This window comes from Pseudomonas sp. Fl4BN1 (genome assembly GCF_009908285.1).
Classification (GTDB): domain Bacteria; phylum Pseudomonadota; class Gammaproteobacteria; order Pseudomonadales; family Pseudomonadaceae; genus Aquipseudomonas.
Map to the genome: position 1 here is coordinate 311,175 of NZ_JAAARM010000003.1, position 16,174 is coordinate 327,348.

Sequence of the window (16,174 nt, forward strand, 5' to 3'; positions counted from 1 at the left end):
TCAGCGCCCCCAGGTGCCACCCAGTGCAACCCTTGATCTCGGAGACCCTATGACTGTGTCGGCGTTCAATGCCGCCGGTAGCGGCGCCACTGCCAACCCGCTTTGCCTGTACCTGGCACGCCTGGCACCTTCCAGCCAGTCGACCCTGCGCTATGTGTTGCAGGATGCTGCTGACCGCCTGGGTTACGAAGACCTCAACCTGGAGGACATTCCCTGGCACCAGTTGCAGCCCGAGCAGGTCACCGCGCTGGTAGCCACCTTGCGCCGCGACGGCTATGCGCCCAACACCTCGTCGCTGTACGTCAACGCTTTGCGCGGGGTGATGAACGAGGCCTGGCGTGCCAGCCTGATCAGCCAGGACCACCTGCTGAAAATGCGTTCGGTCAAGGCCATCAGCGGTACGCGCCTGTCCCGGGGGCGCAATCTCAAGCGCGGGCTGATCCAGGATTTGCTGGCGGTGTGCGCCGCCGACCCACGTCCCCAGGGCGTGCGCGATGCTGCAATCATCGCGGTGCTCTACGGCTCGGGCATGCGCAAGTCCGAGTCGGTGAACCTGGACCTGGCCCAGGTGGATTTCGCCCAGCGCAGCCTGCAGGTACTGGCCAAGGGCAACAAGCAGTTGATCAAGTACGCCCCGACCTGGGCCTTCGACAAGTTGCAGGCCTGGCTGGAGCTGCGGCGCGCGCAATTGCCCGAAGGGCAGGGGGATGACCTGTTCCTGTTCAACCGGATTCGTCGTGGCGGCCACATCACCCGCGAGCGCATCAGCAAGCACGCGATCTATTACATTGCCCGGCAACGGGGCGCCCAGGTCGGGGTGCGCATCATGCCCCACGATTTTCGCCGTTCGTTCATTACCCGGGTGATCGAGGAGCATGACCTGTCAATTGCCCAGAAGCTGGCGCACCACACCAATATCCAGACCACCGCCAGTTACGATATGCGTGACGACAACGAGCGCCGCCGGGCCATTGACCGTTTCGATCTGTGAAGGCTCAGGCTCAAGGAGCGAGAACCGACGGCGACAGCTGTCCGGCGAGGTCCCAGACCTCAAGCATCCTGGCGTACTCGAAGGCATGACTCGGATCGCCCTGTAGCCAGTCTTCGAACGCCCGGCGCTCCTCCAGGCTGCAATCGGCTTCCCGCAGGCGCATGCACCAGTGGGCGGCCTGCATCATCAGGTAGTCACCTGTTTCGCCAGCGGGCTCAGTCATCGTTCAATCCTGGCTCAAGGTGGTGCTCAATTGGCGGGCTGCGCATCCAGCACATGGGCATGTCCCAGAGTGGTTACTCGCACGCGGCTGCCGGTCTGTGGTGCATGCAGCCCCGAGCTGCGAACCGGCAGCAGTTGTTCGGCACCGCTGGCCGTGGCAATGCGAATGCTCAGGGTGCAGGTGTTGCCGGCGAAATCACAGTCGCTGACCACTCCGACACAGCCCGTGCCATCCCCGGCTTCCGGAGCGTCGGCGCTCAGTTGCAGTTGCTCGGGACGCAGCATGATCCGCGCCGGGCCCTTGAGTGAGTGATCGCGGACTGGCACCAAGCCCAGGTCGCAGTTGGCCATGCCATTGTCGAGCTGTGCCGGCAGCAGCACCGCGTCACCGAGAAACATTGCGGTCTGCGCATCTCGCGGGCGCTGGTACAACTCCAGCGGCGCCCCCGCCTGGATCAAGCGACCCTGGCGCATCACCGCCAATTGGTCGGCAAAGGACAGGGCCTCGGCCTGATCATGGGTGACCAGCACGCTGGTGATCCCGGCGTCCGCCAGCAAGCGGGCCACGGCCTTGCGCATCGAGGCCCGCAAGCCGGTATCGAGGGCAGAAAAGGGCTCGTCCAGCAGCATCAGCCTGGGGCGCTGGGCCAGGGCCCGAGCTAACGCTACCCGCTGCTGTTGGCCGCCTGACAGCTCGTGTGGCCAGCGCGCGGCCAGGCTGGCGTCCAGCGCGACCATGTCGAGCAACTCGGCGATGCGCGACTGTTTGGCCGCCTGCTTGCCCGGCAGGCCGAAGCCGATATTGGCCGCCACGCTCAGGTGTGGAAACAGCGCACCGTCCTGCGGCACATAGCCGATCAGGCGCTGATGGGCCGGTACCGCGCCACGGCCATCCACCAGGACCTGGTCGTTGAGGGTGATGCGGCCGCTGTCGGGAAACTCGAAGCCGGCGATCATCCGCAGCAAGGTGGTCTTGCCGGAGCCGGAAGGCCCGACAATCGCCGTGCGGCTGCCGGCCGGCAAGCTCAGGCTGATGTTGTCGACCGCCGGCACGCTGCCGAAGGATTTGTGCAGTGCATGGAGTTCGAGAGTGTTCATCGGCCCGCCGTACGTCTGGATTGATGGTAGAGAAGGCCGGTCAACGGCAGTGAAAGCACAATCATGATCAACGCATAAGGCGCCGCGGCGGCGTAGTCGATCTCGCTGGTCCTGGCCCAGAAGCCGGTGGCCAGGGTCCGGGTGCCATTGGGGGCCAGCAGCAGGGTGGCAGTGAGCTCATTGCTGATGGCCAGAAACACCAGGGCCGCGCCGGACGCCGCCCCTGGCGCGGCCAAACGCAGGGTAATGCGCCACAGCGCCTGCGCCGGGGTGCGGCCCAGGCTGCGGGCGATATTCTCCAGCTCCACCGGAGCCTGGGCGATACCGGCCCGCAAGCTGACCAGGGCCCGGGGCAGGAACATCAGTCCATAGGCCAGCAGCACGGTGATGCTGGTCTGGTAGATCGGCCGGGCGTACTGCACCGTGATCGTCACCAGCGCCAGTGCGACGACGATGCCCGGCAGGGAACTGGTGATGTAGTTGCAGCTTTCCAGCAGTCGCAGCAACGGGCCGGGCGCGCGAATCGACAGCCAGGCCATGGGCACCGCCGCGCAGGTAATCAGCAGGGCGCCGAGGCTTGCCAGCATCAGGGTCTGACGCAGGCTGGGCAGCAACTCCGGCACCTGCCAGACCTCGATACCGCCGGCCAGCAGCCAGTTGCCCAGGGTCAGCAGTGGTACCCCCAGGGCCAGGACGCTGGTCAGGATCGGTACGACCAATGCGCCGTACCGGGACCCGCCGCGCAAGGCCTGGATGCGCTGGGTTCGTGCAGCACCGGAGCCGACCCGGGCATAGCGCGCCTGGCCCCGAGTAGCGGACTCCAGGCTCAGCAGCACCAGGCAGCACAGCACCAGAATCCCCGCCAGCATGTTTGCCGCCGGGCCGTTGTAGGTGGATTGGAACTGGTCGTAGATGGCAGTGGTGAAGGTATCGAAGCGGATCATCGCGTACAGACCGTACTCCGCTAACAGATGCAGGCCCACCAGCAGCATGCCGCCGCCAATCGCCAGCCGCAGTTGCGGCAGTACCACCCGCAGGAACACTGCTTGGGGCTTGAGTCCCAGGGACTCGGCAACATCCTCGATGGCCGGGTCGAGCCGGCGCAGGGACGCAGCGACCGGCAGGTAGACAAAGGGAAAATAGGCAATCACCGACACCAGCACCGCCGCAGGCAGCCCGTGCAGCGCGGGCCACAGGCTGACCCAGGCATAGCTGTGGACGAACGCCGGCACCGCCAGGGGCGCCACGGCCAGCAGCGACCAGGCACGTCGTCCGGGCAGGTCGGTGCGCTCGGTCAGCCAGGCCAGGGCCACGCCCAAGAGCACACACAGGGGCAGAGTCAGGATCAGCAACAGCAGGGTGTTGTACAGCAGCTCCGCCACCCGCGGCCGCAACACCAGCTGAGCGATGGTCGCCCAGCCGGTCTGGATCGAGATGCCGACCACAAAACCCAGAGGCAGCAGGGCCAGCAGCGAAACCAGGAGTGCCGCGCCCATCAGCCAGGGCGCCGAGGATTTACCCAGGGCGCGCCGCCGATAGCCGCTCAAGGCTGGCGCAGTGGTCGCGCTGACTGCGCCGGGACGGGGCAGGGTCAAGTCGTCGGCCATGGGCTTAAAGGATTCCGGCCTGGGTCATCAGGTCAACGGCCTTTTTGCTGTTGAGTTTCGCTGCGTCGACCTTGGGCGCATCGAGTTCGGCCAGCGGTACCAGCTTGGGATTGGACTGAGCGCCCAGGCCCACCGCGTACTCATAGGAGTTGCCGGTCTTGAGCACATTCTGCCCTTGGGGGCCGGTGATCCACTTGAGGAATGCCTGGGCCTGTTCCTGGTGCTTGCTGGAGGCCAGCACCGCGCCGCCGGAGAGGCTGACAAAGGCGCCCGGATCCTGGTGCTTGAAGTAGTGCAGGGCGGTGTTCTTGCTGTTTTCGCCAGTCTTGGACTGATCGACGAAACTGTAATAGTGATAAATCACGCCGCTGTCGACCTGGCCGGCGTTGACCGCCTTGAGCACCGCGCTGTTGCCGCGATAGACCGCGGCATTGGCTTTCACACCCTTGAGCCATTCCAGGGTCGCGGCTTCGCCCTTGAGTTCCAGCACCGCGCTGACAATCGCCTGGAAGTCGGCGCCGGCCGGCGAGGCTGCCCAGCGGCCTTTCCAGCTCGACGATGCCAGGTCCAGCAGGGATTTAGGCAACTCGGCCGCGCTCAGCTTGGCCGGGTTGTAGACAAACACCGTGGAGCGGGCGGCAATCCCCACCCATTTGCCGTGGGCCGGACGATAGGCCGCGTCGATCTGCTCCAGGGTGGCGGGTGCCACCTTGGTGAACAGCCCGGCATTATCCACCAGGGCCATGGCCGGGGAGTTCTCGGTGAGGAACACGTCAGCCGGCGAGGCCTTGCCTTCTTGCACCAGCTGGTTGCCCATTTCGCTGTCATCGCCGTTGCGCAGGGTCACCTTGATCCCGGTGTCCCGGGTGAAGCCTTCGACCCAGGCCTTGGTCAGGCCTTCGTGCTGGGCGTTGTAGACCAGGATGCCGTCGGCATCGGACGCGGCGTAGGCATGCCCAGCGGCGAGAAAGGCGCTGGCCAGCAATGCGCGCTTGAATAAGGAAGAGAGACGAACGGTCATCTGATTGCAGCTCCTGCGGTTGTTGTTGGAATGCGTCTGAACCACGCACAGGGTCCATCGGGACCACTAAAACAATGCGAATCATTTGCATATGTAATCTGCGCGCAATGTAGATATGCAAACAAGAAAAATTCGTCAAATTTATGGTGAATCCATGTCATTTCTGTTTTGATTCGTAGCCACCTATCAGAGGCTGCGCCCTCGCCGCACAGTCATTCGCCGGTCGCTGAACAGAGCCGGCATTACCAGCAAAGGATTGCGTGCCATGCACGAAGATCGGCAATTGCCCGATTCGCTTCATGAACAGCTTCAGGCCCTGTGTGCCAATGGCGACAAGCTGGCCGAGGCAGAGCGCTATAGCGAAGCCCTGGTGCACTACCAGGCTGCCTGGAAGTTGCTCCCCGAACCGCAGAATGACTGGGAAGCGGCCACCTGGGTGCTGGCTGCCATCGCCGATGCGCTGTTCCTGTCAGGTCAATTCCAGGAGGCGCGCGCAACGTTGGAATATGCGATGACCTGTCCCGATGCACTGGGCAATCCCTTCTTGCATCTGCGCCTGGGGCAGGTCTTGTTCGAAACCGGCAATGACGACCAGGCGGCGGATCAACTGATGCGCGCCTATATGGGCGCCGGTGAGGAAATATTCGCCCATGATGATCCCCGCTACCTGCAGTTCCTGGCGACCCGGGCCAAGCTGTAGCCGGCGCCCGGACACTCGGGCCCGGCCTCAAGCAACAATGGACATGTAATCACACACTCAAAAGAGGCCGCCTTCTTGAGCGCCAAACTGTGCAACAACATCAGCGCCGTGACCTTTGTCAGCAAGTACAAGGCCGTCTGCCAACCGATTGCCGAGCAACTGGACCTGCCAGTGGAAAACATCCTTGGCCTGGCCGCCCAGGAGAGTCAGTACGGCACCGGGCGGATTGCCCGGGAACTGAACAACTATTTCTCCCTGCACGCGCCGGCACCTTTGCAACGCAGTGCCGAGTCGCCCCAGGGCAATGCCAGCATCAAGGTGGCAACCTTCGACTCCTTCCAGCAATGCGCCCAGTCCTTCGCCTTACGCTATGGCTCAGCGGTGCGCAGCAAGCGCGATCCCATGGCGTTCGCCCAGGCCCTGGTGTTCAGCGGCTATAACAGCGGTGATGCGGCCACGGGTGGACGCAACGGTTTCGCCAAGTACCTGGCGGACATCATCGTCGCGGTCAGAGGACGTTTGGCGTGCTGATCAGACAGGTGCGGGGCTGGATGTTGAGCCTGTCCCTGGCGAGCGTGACCCTTGCGGCCTGTGCTGCCGGCACCCTGCAGCCCGCCGAGGTCAAGGCGTCGGGGCTGACGCGTGAGCAGGCCCAGGCGGTGTTGCAGGTAGCCCTCAAGTACCAGGATTATTCATTGAACAAGCCCGGGGTGTTTGTCGATGGCGACCTGCAGGATGAGCACGGCCAGCCGCCACATCCGGGGTACTTCGACTTCAGCCTGGGCTACAACGCCCCCAAGGCCGGCGCCACCGAGTACTGGGGACTGTTCTCGGTGAGCATCGCCACCGGTGATGTCTGGGAAATCAACCGCTGCAAGCGCCTCACGGGCAGCGAGTTGCGCACCTTGCAGGCTCAGATCATGGCGCGTACCGGCAAGACCCTGGTCGATGAAGAACCCCAGCGCCAGGGCCTGGGTTGTGAGGATCAACAATAGGCAGTGGGCCAGCGGCCTTCAAGAGCCCTTGGTGGTTATGGGCGCTGCGGTTTCAGGTCGCGGCGGCCAACTGGACCACCGCGCAGTACGCTGCCGCGCCAGTCGCGGCGCAGGTGATCAGGCCAAGGCTGTCGGTCAGAGCAATGCCGGCGACGATCAACAGGAAAATGGACGCCGCCAGCGGCTCGCTGTAGACGAAGTGAAGGCAATCGGCAGGTCGCGGCTGTTGATCGAGGCGGTGACCCGCAACCGGGTGAAGAACCTGGCTCCCGATTGCGCCAGGCTCCGGCCGACCGCGTAGGTGTGATGGCGATGGTGCTCGAAGCGGTGGCCGCTGCACTAGGCCCCTAAGCGCTCGATGCGGCGCAATGAATGCCCGCGCTTGGCCCAATCCTTGATGCCCGCGCTCTATGACGTTCCTTGATCGGCTTGGGGGAGGGAAGCAGCCAGCGTCTGCTGCTACCACGCTGGGCCGCGTATCACCTGAGCACCTCGTGGTTCAGAAGCGATAGCCAACGTTGACCATCACCGCTGCCGTGCCGAGCACCACCAGTTCGCTGGCTACCGGGCCGTAATGCACGCCGATCGCCGGAATCAGCACCGGCGCCACGCCAAGGTGGTTCAGCGGGATCTTGTCCTTGTACTCACCCTTGTAGCCCTGGATCAGGCCGCCGCTGAGCTTGGCATACACCGGCCACTCGGCGTTTTCCCAAGCCTTGCCGACATAGGCGTAGTAGGAACGCTGGGAGAATGAGTTACGAAAGGTGCTCACCCCCCACAATTCGCCATCGGCGTAGTTGCGCTCAAGGCCGATCAGGTCTTGATGGTTGTTGTGATCAGGATCATTGCTCCAATGATTGGTGTAGACGCTGGTCTGCACGAGCCAGTAGTCCTGCTGTTGATCGGCTTGCGCGCTCTGCAAGGCGCTCAGTGACAGCAAGGCCGCGCCGACGGTCGTGCAAACAGTGCGGCGTTTCGGGAGAGACAGGCGCAGGGCCCAGGGTCGAATCATCGGTTTCATCGCATTTCCCTGCCGTAGTGGCAGTTGTGCCCCCTCGGAAATCAAGGGGGCAAAAGGGGGCGCACGCTAACATTTGTCTATTCAGTGAATCAATGAAGGCACTGTGGCTTTGTCTATATCCATATCAATACGCTGAATCAGGTAGGAGTAGAACGGATTGGACGTTAGGCGCATCAGCTCATCCATGGGCACCACCAGCACCCCTCGTTCGCCGCGGGCGGCCACGGTGCCCAGATGCACGCCGAAATCCTCGTTGGCGGCGGGTTGGGTGCCATACAAGCCGTCGTCCGAGGGGAACGGTAACGCCACATGCGAGAGGGAAAATACCCCCGGCGGGTAAGTCAGTTCCAGTGGCAGCCGACGGCTGTCCAGGCTCAGGGCCGCGGTGCTGACGGCTTCCAACCTGGCCGTGCCGGTACCCTCATTCGTCAGCACCTGGGTCGCGTAGTTGCGCGGTGGCGCCGGCAACAGATTGGCCAGGGAAGTGACGCTGGCCGGGTCCAGCAGGCCTTCGAAGTCCTGGACCCGATTGAGATCGAAAATCACCAGTTCACTGCCATTGGCCGGTAGCTGGCGGTACAGCCCACTGACCAGGGCCGGGGTACTGACGGTGGCGTCGGCCAGGGACTGGAAGCTCAGAATCGGCGGTAGCCGGGTCAGGCGCGGGTCGCCCACCAAAGCCTGCAACTGGCGTTGCAGGGCATCGGTGAGCAGCCAGGACTGACGCGCGCCATTGACCGGAAAGGAGTTGTACTTGAACGGGTTGTATTCAGGACGCAGGTTCAGCCAGGCGGCCTTGCTGAACGCGGGAAACACCGCGGGCCAGCCGGCCAGCCCGGCAAAACGCGCGGACTGAGCGACGCCGATCATCGGTGAAATCAACACCAGTCGCTGGGCCTCTGGCAATTGCGCATCGCTCAAGGCATCCAGCGCGTACTTGACCGCCAGGGCGCCACCGTTGGAGTAACCGACGATGTGCAACGGCGCGGGGGCCGGCACCTCGGCCCGCGCGGTGCGCAGTGCCAGGCGCGTGGCCGCCAGCCATTCCTGCCAGTGGGCATCGGTCAGGCCCGCCGGCACTGTGCCGTGGCCCGGCAAGCGCAGGCCGATGGCCAGATAACCGTGTTCAAGGTAGCGCTGGGCGATGTGGCGCAGGCTGTAGGGCGAGTCGGTCAGGCCGTGCAGCAGCACCACCACCCCCCGTGGCGTACCAGGCGGGCGCAGCAGGTAAGAGCGGTTCCAGTCTGTGGCAAACCGCGGTGGATAGACCCGGCTGTCCGCGCGGTAGCGGTTGAAGGGCGGCACCTGGGCAGGGTCCAGGGTGTCGGTGACCTCGCGCTTGACCTCGGCGAACACCTGATCCTCGGCCTTGAGCCAGGTCGACCAGTCGGCGTTGTCGAGCTGTTCGACGCTGAGTTCGTGGGGCACCCGCAAGTGCCAGGGTTGCAGCGCCGGGCCACGCTCAGTGTCGTAGATCCGCCAGGCCAGCAGGACCAGGATCGAGACGCCAAGGGTCAGCGCGCCACGCTTGAGCAGTTGAGACAGGGCAGGTGCTATCACGGGGTATCAACTCTTGCAGATGACATGGAGCCGAGCAGCGATACCCGGATCAGAACGCTTCTGATGCGTCATGACCCGCCAAGAATAACAGGCTCCTGCATCGACCCCCGGGCGCTCTGCAGGAGCGGCCGGCTACCAGGTATCGACAAACCCCTGCTCGCGCTCGGTCCACGGCTTCGCCTGGGGCGCGGCCTGCAATCCGCGAAGCAACCAGCAACGGCTGTCGAAGGGGTCGATCACGGCGTCGATCTCCAAATAGCTGGCCATGTTCAAGGCCTTGCCCTGGGCGTAGGCCTTGGCCAGCAGTTTATCGAACAGCGCCTGGCGCGATTGCGCATCGGGCTGGGCCGCCAGCTCCTTGGAGAAGCCCAGGCGAACGGCGCCTTCCAGGCCCATGGCGCCGAACTCGGCGCTGGGCCAGGCGACGGTGAACAACGGGTTGTGGAAACTCCCGGCGGCCATGGCCTGGGCGCCGAGGCCGTAGCCCTTGCGCAGCACCAGGGTGAAGAACGGCACCGTGAGGCTGGCGGCACTGACGAACATTCTCGACACATGGCGCACCGTGGCTTGCTGCTCCGATTCGGGACCAACCATGAACCCCGGGGTGTCGCACAAGGACACCAGCGGCAGGCCAAAGGCCTGGCACAGGCGCATGAAGCGCGCGGCCTTGTCGCCGGCCGCTGCGTCGATGGCCCCGCCCAGCACTGCGGGGTTGTTGGCGAGCAGGCCAAAGGCACGGCCCTCGATGCGGATCAGCGCGGTGATCAGCCCCGGGGCGAACTGCCGCCGCAGTTCCAGCACGCTGTCGCGGTCGGCCAGGGTTTCGATCACCCGGCGTATGTCATAGACCCGCAGGCGGTTTTCCGGGATCAGCTGGCGCAGTTCACGCTGGTCCGCGCACTGCCAGTCCTTGAGCGGCCCCTGGAAGTAGCCCAGGTATTGCTTGGCCACCCGTACCGCCTCGGCTTCATCCTGTACCAGGACATCGATCACCCCGTTGGGCCCTTGCACCGTCACCGGGCCCACCTGTTCCGGGCTGAAACGGCCCAGACCGCCACCTTCGATCATCGCCGGGCCGGCCATGCCGATCGAGGCATTGCGGGTAGCGATGATCAGGTTGCAGCAGCCGAGCAATGCGGCATTGCCGGCAAAGCAGCGTCCTGAGGCGATGCCCACTGTTGGCACCCAACCAGAGAGCCGGGCCATGGCGGCGAAGGTGTGGCAGTCCAGGCCCGCGACCCCGACGAAGTCGCTGTCACCGGGGCGCCCGCCACCGCCTTCGGCAAACAGCACCACCGGCAGCCGCCATTCCTGAGCCAGGCCCAGCAGGCGGTCGGTCTTCTTGTGGTTCATCACTCCTTGAGTCCCGGCGAACACGGTGTAGTCGTAGGCCAGCGCCAGGCACCTGGAGCCTGTGCTGTCGAAGTGCTCGGAGTTGATCGTGCCAATGCCGCCCACCAGGCCATCGGCCGGGCTCAGGGCCTGCAGTTCCTCGGCGCTGCGCCGGCGGCGTTGGGCGGCCAGGGCCATGGCGCCGTACTCCATGAAGCTGCCGGGGTCCAGCAGGTCGTCGAGGTTTTCCCGGGCGGTGCGCTGGCCATTCTTGCGGCGCTTGGCCACCGCCTCCGGACGCTGCGCGTCCTGCAGCAACCCGTGGCGTTCGCGGACCTCGGCCAGGTCGCTGCGGATCCATTCAAGGTCCAGCGGCTCCTCGCTGCACTGGCTGTCGCCGAGCACTTCGGCCGGTTCCAGAAACAGCAACGGCTGCCCCTCGCTCACCGCGTTACCAACCTGCGCCGCCAGGGCCCGGACGATACCGCTGCACTGGGCCTTGACCTCGAACTCCATCTTCATCGCTTCCAGCACCGCGACTCGCTGGCCACGTTGCAACTGGTCGCCCTCGGCCACCTCCAGGCTCACCAGTACGCTGGTACTTGGCGCACTGACTGCCAAGGTGCCCGCGGGTGCCTGAGCACCAGCACTCGGAGTGTCCGGGGCCGCCAGCACTTGCTCGAAAAACAGCGACCGGTGAGGCTCGGCGCCGCTTTGCAGCAACTGCGCCCAGTGCGCTTCGACGAACCCGGTACTGAGCTGATACCCGACCACCGCCGGATGCCGCAGCAGGTTTTGCAACAGCCCCAGGTTGCTCGCCACGCCTTCCAGGCGGAACTCGCAGAGTCCGCGATAGGCCCGTCCCAGGGCACTGGGGTAATCCGCGCCATGGGCGATCAGCTTGGCCAGCAACGAGTCGTAGCTGGGACTGACCGGATACCCGGCATACCCATAACCGTCGACCCGCAGGCCCGGGCCACTGGGCGCTTCGTAAGCACTCAAGGTGCCAGCCACCGGGCGCGTGCCGCCGTCGGCGAGCTGCTGCTCCAGGTTGATCCGCACCTGCAACGCATAACCCTGGGGCGCCGGTGGCGTGTCCAGCCCCAGGCTCGCCAAGGACGCGCCCGTCGCCAGCCGCAGTTGGCTATGCAGTAAATCGACGCCCGTGATGGCCTCGGTCACCGTGTGCTCCACCTGGATTCGTGGGTTGGCTTCCATGAAATAGAAACTCCCCGGCCGGTCCTGGTCGAGGAGAAATTCGAAGGTGCCAATGCCCTGGTAACGCACCCGGCTGGCCAGTTTCAGCGCGGCAGCGATCAACTGCTGGCGCAGGCCATCGGACAAGTCCGGGCTGGGGGCGATTTCCACCAGCTTCTGGTGACGGCGTTGCAGGCTGCAATCGCGCTCCCACAGATGGCTGACCGCGCCACTGCCGTCCCCCACGACCTGGATTTCAATGTGCCGTGCCCGTTGCAGCAACTGTTCGACATACAAGGCACCGTTGCCGAACGCGGCCTGGGCCTCGGATTGGCAGCGGATAAAGGCCTGTTCCAATTGCCCGCGCTCGGTGACAGCCCGCATGCCGCGGCCACCACCGCCGGCCAAGGCCTTGAGCATCAGGGCGCGGTGCTCTTCAAAGAAGGCCGCAGCCTGTTGCAGGGTCACTTGCTGATTGATCCCGCCGAGCACTGGCACCCCGCAGTCCTCGGCCAAAGCGCGGGCCGCCGCCTTGTCGCCAAACAGTTGCAGCACCTCGGGCGCAGGACCGATGAAGGTCAACCCGGCAGCTTTGCAGTCCAGGGCGAAATCGGCGTTCTCCGCCAGAAAGCCATAGCCCGGATGAATCGCCTCGCAGCCCTGCGCCAGGGCGATGCTGATCAGTTGCTGGCGATCCAGGTAGGCCGCGACGCCACGCCCATTCAGCGCCAGGGCCAGGTCGGCCTTGCGCGTATGCAGGCTGGCGTGGTCGTCCTCGGCGAACACCGCGACGCTGCGAATGCCCAGGTCGGCGCAAGCCCGGGCGATACGGATGGCTATCTCGCCACGATTGGCGATCAACAGGCTCTGGAACATGGCAGTCAGTTCTCACAATAGGGAAGGGCGACTCAAAGCTGGTGTTCCAGCTCGTTCTTCTTGACCTTGCCGGTGGCGGTCATGGGCAGGGCACTGACCAGGCGAATTTCCGGGACCTTGTAGGCCGCCATTACCGCATGGCACCAGCTGGCCAGGGCCTGCGGGTCCTGGGGCGCGTCCGGCTTGAGCACCACAAAGGCCACCGGTTGCTGGCCGCGACGCTCATCGCTGCGGCCGATCACCGCGCAGGCCAACACCTGCGGGTGCTGGCCGAACAGTGCTTCCAGCTCGCTGGGAAACACGCTCATGCCGTTGACCTTGAGCATTTCCTTGCGTCGCCCCAGGTAGCGGATAAAACCCTGTGCAGTGATCTGCCCCAGGTCGCCGGTGTGCAGCCAGCCGTCGCGCAGTACCGCGGCGGAGTCCTCGGGACGTTGCCAGTAGCCCTGCAACAAGGACGGGCTGCGTACACAGAGTTCGCCTTCGCTACCCAGGGGCAGCAGGGCGCCGCTATCGAAGTCGCAGACCTTGAACTCGGTGCCCGGCACCGGTAGGCCGACAAAGGTCGGCGGGCTCTTGAGGTCGAAGTCGTCGGCCTGCAGGCCGGCGGTGAAGGTGTCGCAGGTGTGGGTTTCGGTCATGCCGAAGCTGAATTCGAACAGCGTGCAGCCGGTCAGCGTGCGCCAGCGCTGGCGATAATCCGGGGTGAGCTTCTTGACGAAGGAGATGCAGCCGGTAGCCCGCAGGGAACTCAGGTTGAAGTCGGCGACGGCGGGGTGTTCCAGCACTTCGGCGGCGCTGTCCACCAACAAACCGCAGTGGCTGACCCGGTAATGGGCGACCGCCGCCATGAACCCCAGGGCCTCCCAACGGGCCAGCAACACCAGGCGGCAGCCGGCGTAGACAGGAAATAGCAGGCCAGCGTTTTCCCCGGCGATCCAGAATTCCGGAAGAAAATTCAGCATCACGCTGTGCGGTTCCAGCCCCAGGGCCACGGGTACGAAGCTGGCGCAGGTGTAGAGCATGTCACCGTGGCTATGGATGCAGCCCTTGGGCATGCCGGTGGTGCCGCCGGTGTAGTTCAGGGCGGCGATGTCCTCAAGGGCAGGGCGGTGCGCGGGGGTGACTGCGCGACAATCCTCCAGGGCCGGATAGAAATCGATTACCCCGGCATCCAGGCGCTTGGGTGCCAGTAGCAGGTCCGGCACCGGGATGCTCGGGTTCGTCGGGCAGAGCTCTGACAGGCTGCTGGCCAGGACCTGGCGCAAGGCACAGGATTGCTGCACGGCTGCGACCAGGTCCAGCAACTGGTCGAAGCACAGGATGACCCGCGCGCCGCTGTCCTTAAGCTGGTATTCCAGCTCCAGGGCCCGCGCCAGTGGGCTGACCGGGGCGTACACCGCACCGCACTTGAGAATGCCCCAGAAACCGATGTGCAATTGCGGGCAGTTGGGCATGTACACCGCGACCCGATCCCCCGGGGCCACCCCCAGCTCGCAGAGCAGCGCCGCGCAACGATCGGAGAGCCGGTCCAACTCGGCAAACGTCAGCTGGTAGCCATAGAAGTCCAGGGCCACCGCAGCCCCTTGCCGCTGCGCCCAGGTCCGCAGGTATTCGGTGAGCGGTTGCTGGCCATGGGGATACTGCGGGGCGCGCGGCGTCCCTGCGGGCCAGGCCGCTTGTTGCAAGGCGCGAAGGTGTTGCTGATAGGCTGCAAGGTCCACGGTGCCTCCTGCTTATTGTTATCGGCAGGGCTATCTTAGGCAGCGTCCGACGCCCGGCAGAACCGACGGTTATTCATCGAGATTCATGAATGCGCTACATGGTTCTACCGCTCGCAAGCGGCTGCTAGCCTGCTGCGGGTCGAGACTGCGAGGGCACAACCATGAACTCACCGCATGAATGGTCGGGGCTGAGCCGGCTGGACCTGAACCTGTTCCGGGTGTTCGAGGTGGTGTACCAGGAGCGCAACCTGACCCGTGCCGCCTCGGTGCTGCACCTCAGTCAGTCGGCCATCAGCCACGCCCTGGCGCGGCTGCGGGTGCAACTGGATGACCCGCTGTTCGTCCGCGAAGGTTATGGCGTGGCGCCGACGCCCCTGGCCAAGCAACTGGCGCCGGGGATCCAGGACGCCCTCAGCGGTTTGCGCCGCAGTCTCAACCCGGCCCAGGCCTTTGACCCCTTGCAGGACCGGCGGTGCTTCACCCTGAACATGCCGGAGCAGCTGGAACCGGTGATTCTGCCGAGGATCCTGGCGCACCTGAATCGACTGGCCCCGCACCTGGAAGTGCGCAGCACCAGCGTGCACTGGGCCGACCTGAAACTGGAGATGATTGCCGGGCGCATCGACCTGGCGATCGAGCTGTCGCGCCTGACCGATCCACAGCTGCAACAGCAGCTATTGCTGCAGGATTCCTTCTGTGTGATGGCCGGGCCGGGGTTTCACGGCGAGCTGACAGCGGAGCGCTACTTGGCCTCCGAGCACGTGGCGGTCACTTCAAGGCGCCGCGGCATCTGCGTCGAAGACCTGGCCCTGGGGCACCTGGGGGTGCGGCGGCGCATTGGCCAGCACTGCCAGCACTTCCTCACGGCTGCGCAACTGGTGGCCCAGGGCGACGGGCTGCTGACCCTGACCCGCAACAATGCGCGACTGATCAATGCCGGGCTGCACAATCAGATCCTCGACATGCCCCTGACCCTGCCCGAGGTGTGCCTGAACCTGTACTGGAGCAAGCCGATGCAGAACGAATCGGCCAACCGCTGGTTGCGCGAGCAGCTGCTGGCGCTGGCGGGACGGGACTGAATCGCTCCGGCGCTTGTGCCCGCAAGGTCCCTGGGGTGTAATCCCGCGCCGAGCCCACCCACGGAAGCCGCCACATGCATGAGTCCGCACGCCAGATTGTCAGCCTGTACCAGCGTCACGCCGAGGCCTGGGATCAGGCTCGTCAGGCCAACCCGGCGGCGTTCCAGCGCGAGCAGGTCTGGCTGCAGCGCTTTCGTGAAGTCATGGGGGAGGGCCGGCAGGTGCTGGATCTGGGCTGCGGTTCCGGCTGGCCAATAGCAGGCCACCTGATCGATAACGGCTACCAATTGACCGGCGTCGACAGCTCGTCCGCGCTACTGGACCTGTGCCGCCAGCGCTATCACGGACAGCGCTGGATCAACGCCGACATGCGCAGCCTGGCCCTGGACCAGAGCTTTGACGGAATCCTCGCCTGGAACAGTTTCTTTCATCTGACACCGGACGATCAGCGCGAGATGTTTGCGCTGTTCGAGCGCCATGCCGGACCGGGATGCGCGCTGATGTTCACCAGCGGCCCGGCGGCCGGCGAGGCCATTGGCGAGTTCCAGGGCGAGGCGTTGTACCACGCCAGCCTGGACCCGGGGGAGTACTGCACCTTGCTGGACACCCATGCCTTCGAGGTGGTCCAGCAGGTCAGTGAAGATCCGCAATGTGACGGGCTGACGGTGTGGTTGGCACGAGCGATTTACTGAGGTTCAGATCGCGCCGTGTTGCTTGGCGATGTCGCGCAGGCAGATGCCCAGCGCACGTA

The 16,174-nt window shown here is 64.9% G+C and carries 15 protein-coding genes; 7 read left to right on the forward strand and 8 right to left on the reverse strand.

Features of this window, described 5'->3' with window-relative positions; genetic code table 11:
- The first annotated feature begins 49 nt into the window (after positions 1–49).
- Positions 50–991, forward strand: a complete 942-nt coding sequence (locus tag GV818_RS05245) for a site-specific integrase (RefSeq protein ID WP_161775970.1) — start codon at positions 50–52, stop codon at positions 989–991.
- A gap of 10 nt (positions 992–1,001) precedes the next feature.
- Here GV818_RS05245 and GV818_RS05250 read toward each other — a convergent pair whose 3' ends face one another.
- From GV818_RS05250 to GV818_RS05265, 4 genes are read right to left on the reverse strand one after another with little or no spacing between them, the layout of a single operon-like run.
- Positions 1,002–1,214: a FecR/PupR family sigma factor regulator gene (locus tag GV818_RS05250; RefSeq protein WP_161754722.1), complete on the reverse strand. Its 213-nt coding sequence runs from the start codon at positions 1,212–1,214 to the stop codon at positions 1,002–1,004.
- Positions 1,215–1,240: 26 nt separating this feature from the next.
- Positions 1,241–2,311, reverse strand: a complete 1,071-nt coding sequence (locus tag GV818_RS05255; protein WP_161754720.1) for an ABC transporter ATP-binding protein — start codon at positions 2,309–2,311, stop codon at positions 1,241–1,243.
- On the reverse strand, positions 2,308–3,918 hold the full coding sequence (locus GV818_RS05260) for an ABC transporter permease (RefSeq protein WP_161775971.1): 1,611 nt from the start codon (positions 3,916–3,918) through the stop codon (positions 2,308–2,310). The genes GV818_RS05255 and GV818_RS05260 overlap by 4 nt, the downstream gene beginning before the upstream one ends.
- 4 nt (positions 3,919–3,922) lie before the next feature.
- A complete protein-coding gene (locus GV818_RS05265; protein WP_161754716.1) occupies positions 3,923–4,939 on the reverse strand; it encodes an iron ABC transporter substrate-binding protein in 1,017 nt (338 codons plus the stop codon).
- Between the two features lie 265 nt (positions 4,940–5,204).
- Between GV818_RS05265 and GV818_RS05270 the strand changes: the two genes are divergently transcribed.
- From GV818_RS05270 to GV818_RS05285, 4 genes are all read left to right on the forward strand, one after another.
- Complete coding sequence (locus GV818_RS05270; RefSeq protein ID WP_161754714.1) at positions 5,205–5,639, forward strand: tetratricopeptide repeat protein; 435 nt, start codon at positions 5,205–5,207, stop codon at positions 5,637–5,639.
- 75 nt (positions 5,640–5,714) lie between these two features.
- Positions 5,715–6,170, forward strand: coding sequence for a glucosaminidase domain-containing protein (locus GV818_RS05275; protein ID WP_161754712.1), 456 nt, complete (start codon positions 5,715–5,717; stop codon positions 6,168–6,170).
- A complete protein-coding gene (locus GV818_RS05280; protein ID WP_368668872.1) occupies positions 6,164–6,634 on the forward strand; it encodes a hypothetical protein in 471 nt (156 codons plus the stop codon). The genes GV818_RS05275 and GV818_RS05280 overlap by 7 nt, the downstream gene beginning before the upstream one ends.
- Positions 6,635–6,665: 31 nt before the next feature.
- Positions 6,666–6,935 (forward strand): hypothetical protein, encoded by a 270-nt coding sequence (locus GV818_RS05285; protein WP_161754710.1) that lies wholly within the window; start codon positions 6,666–6,668, stop codon positions 6,933–6,935.
- A gap of 198 nt (positions 6,936–7,133) precedes the next feature.
- On the opposite strand, the gene GV818_RS05290 is transcribed toward GV818_RS05285, so the two are convergent.
- From GV818_RS05290 to GV818_RS05305, 4 genes are all read right to left on the reverse strand, one after another.
- Positions 7,134–7,646, reverse strand: coding sequence for a sn-glycerol-3-phosphate transporter (locus GV818_RS05290; RefSeq protein WP_161755271.1), 513 nt, complete (start codon positions 7,644–7,646; stop codon positions 7,134–7,136).
- Positions 7,647–7,736: 90 nt separating this feature from the next.
- Positions 7,737–9,215 (reverse strand): alpha/beta hydrolase, encoded by a 1,479-nt coding sequence (locus tag GV818_RS05295; protein WP_161754708.1) that lies wholly within the window; start codon positions 9,213–9,215, stop codon positions 7,737–7,739.
- A gap of 132 nt (positions 9,216–9,347) precedes the next feature.
- Positions 9,348–12,620, reverse strand: coding sequence for a carboxyl transferase domain-containing protein (locus GV818_RS05300; protein WP_161775972.1), 3,273 nt, complete (start codon positions 12,618–12,620; stop codon positions 9,348–9,350).
- 32 nt (positions 12,621–12,652) lie between these two features.
- Positions 12,653–14,344 (reverse strand): AMP-binding protein, encoded by a 1,692-nt coding sequence (locus GV818_RS05305; protein WP_161775973.1) that lies wholly within the window; start codon positions 14,342–14,344, stop codon positions 12,653–12,655.
- Between the two features lie 161 nt (positions 14,345–14,505).
- On the opposite strand from GV818_RS05305, the gene GV818_RS05310 reads away from it, so the two are divergent.
- Both GV818_RS05310 and GV818_RS05315 read left to right on the forward strand, forming a co-directional pair.
- Complete coding sequence (locus tag GV818_RS05310; RefSeq protein ID WP_161754702.1) at positions 14,506–15,423, forward strand: LysR family transcriptional regulator; 918 nt, start codon at positions 14,506–14,508, stop codon at positions 15,421–15,423.
- Positions 15,424–15,497: 74 nt separating this feature from the next.
- Complete coding sequence (locus GV818_RS05315) at positions 15,498–16,115, forward strand: class I SAM-dependent methyltransferase (protein ID WP_161775974.1); 618 nt, start codon at positions 15,498–15,500, stop codon at positions 16,113–16,115.
- Positions 16,116–16,174: the final 59 nt, after the last annotated feature.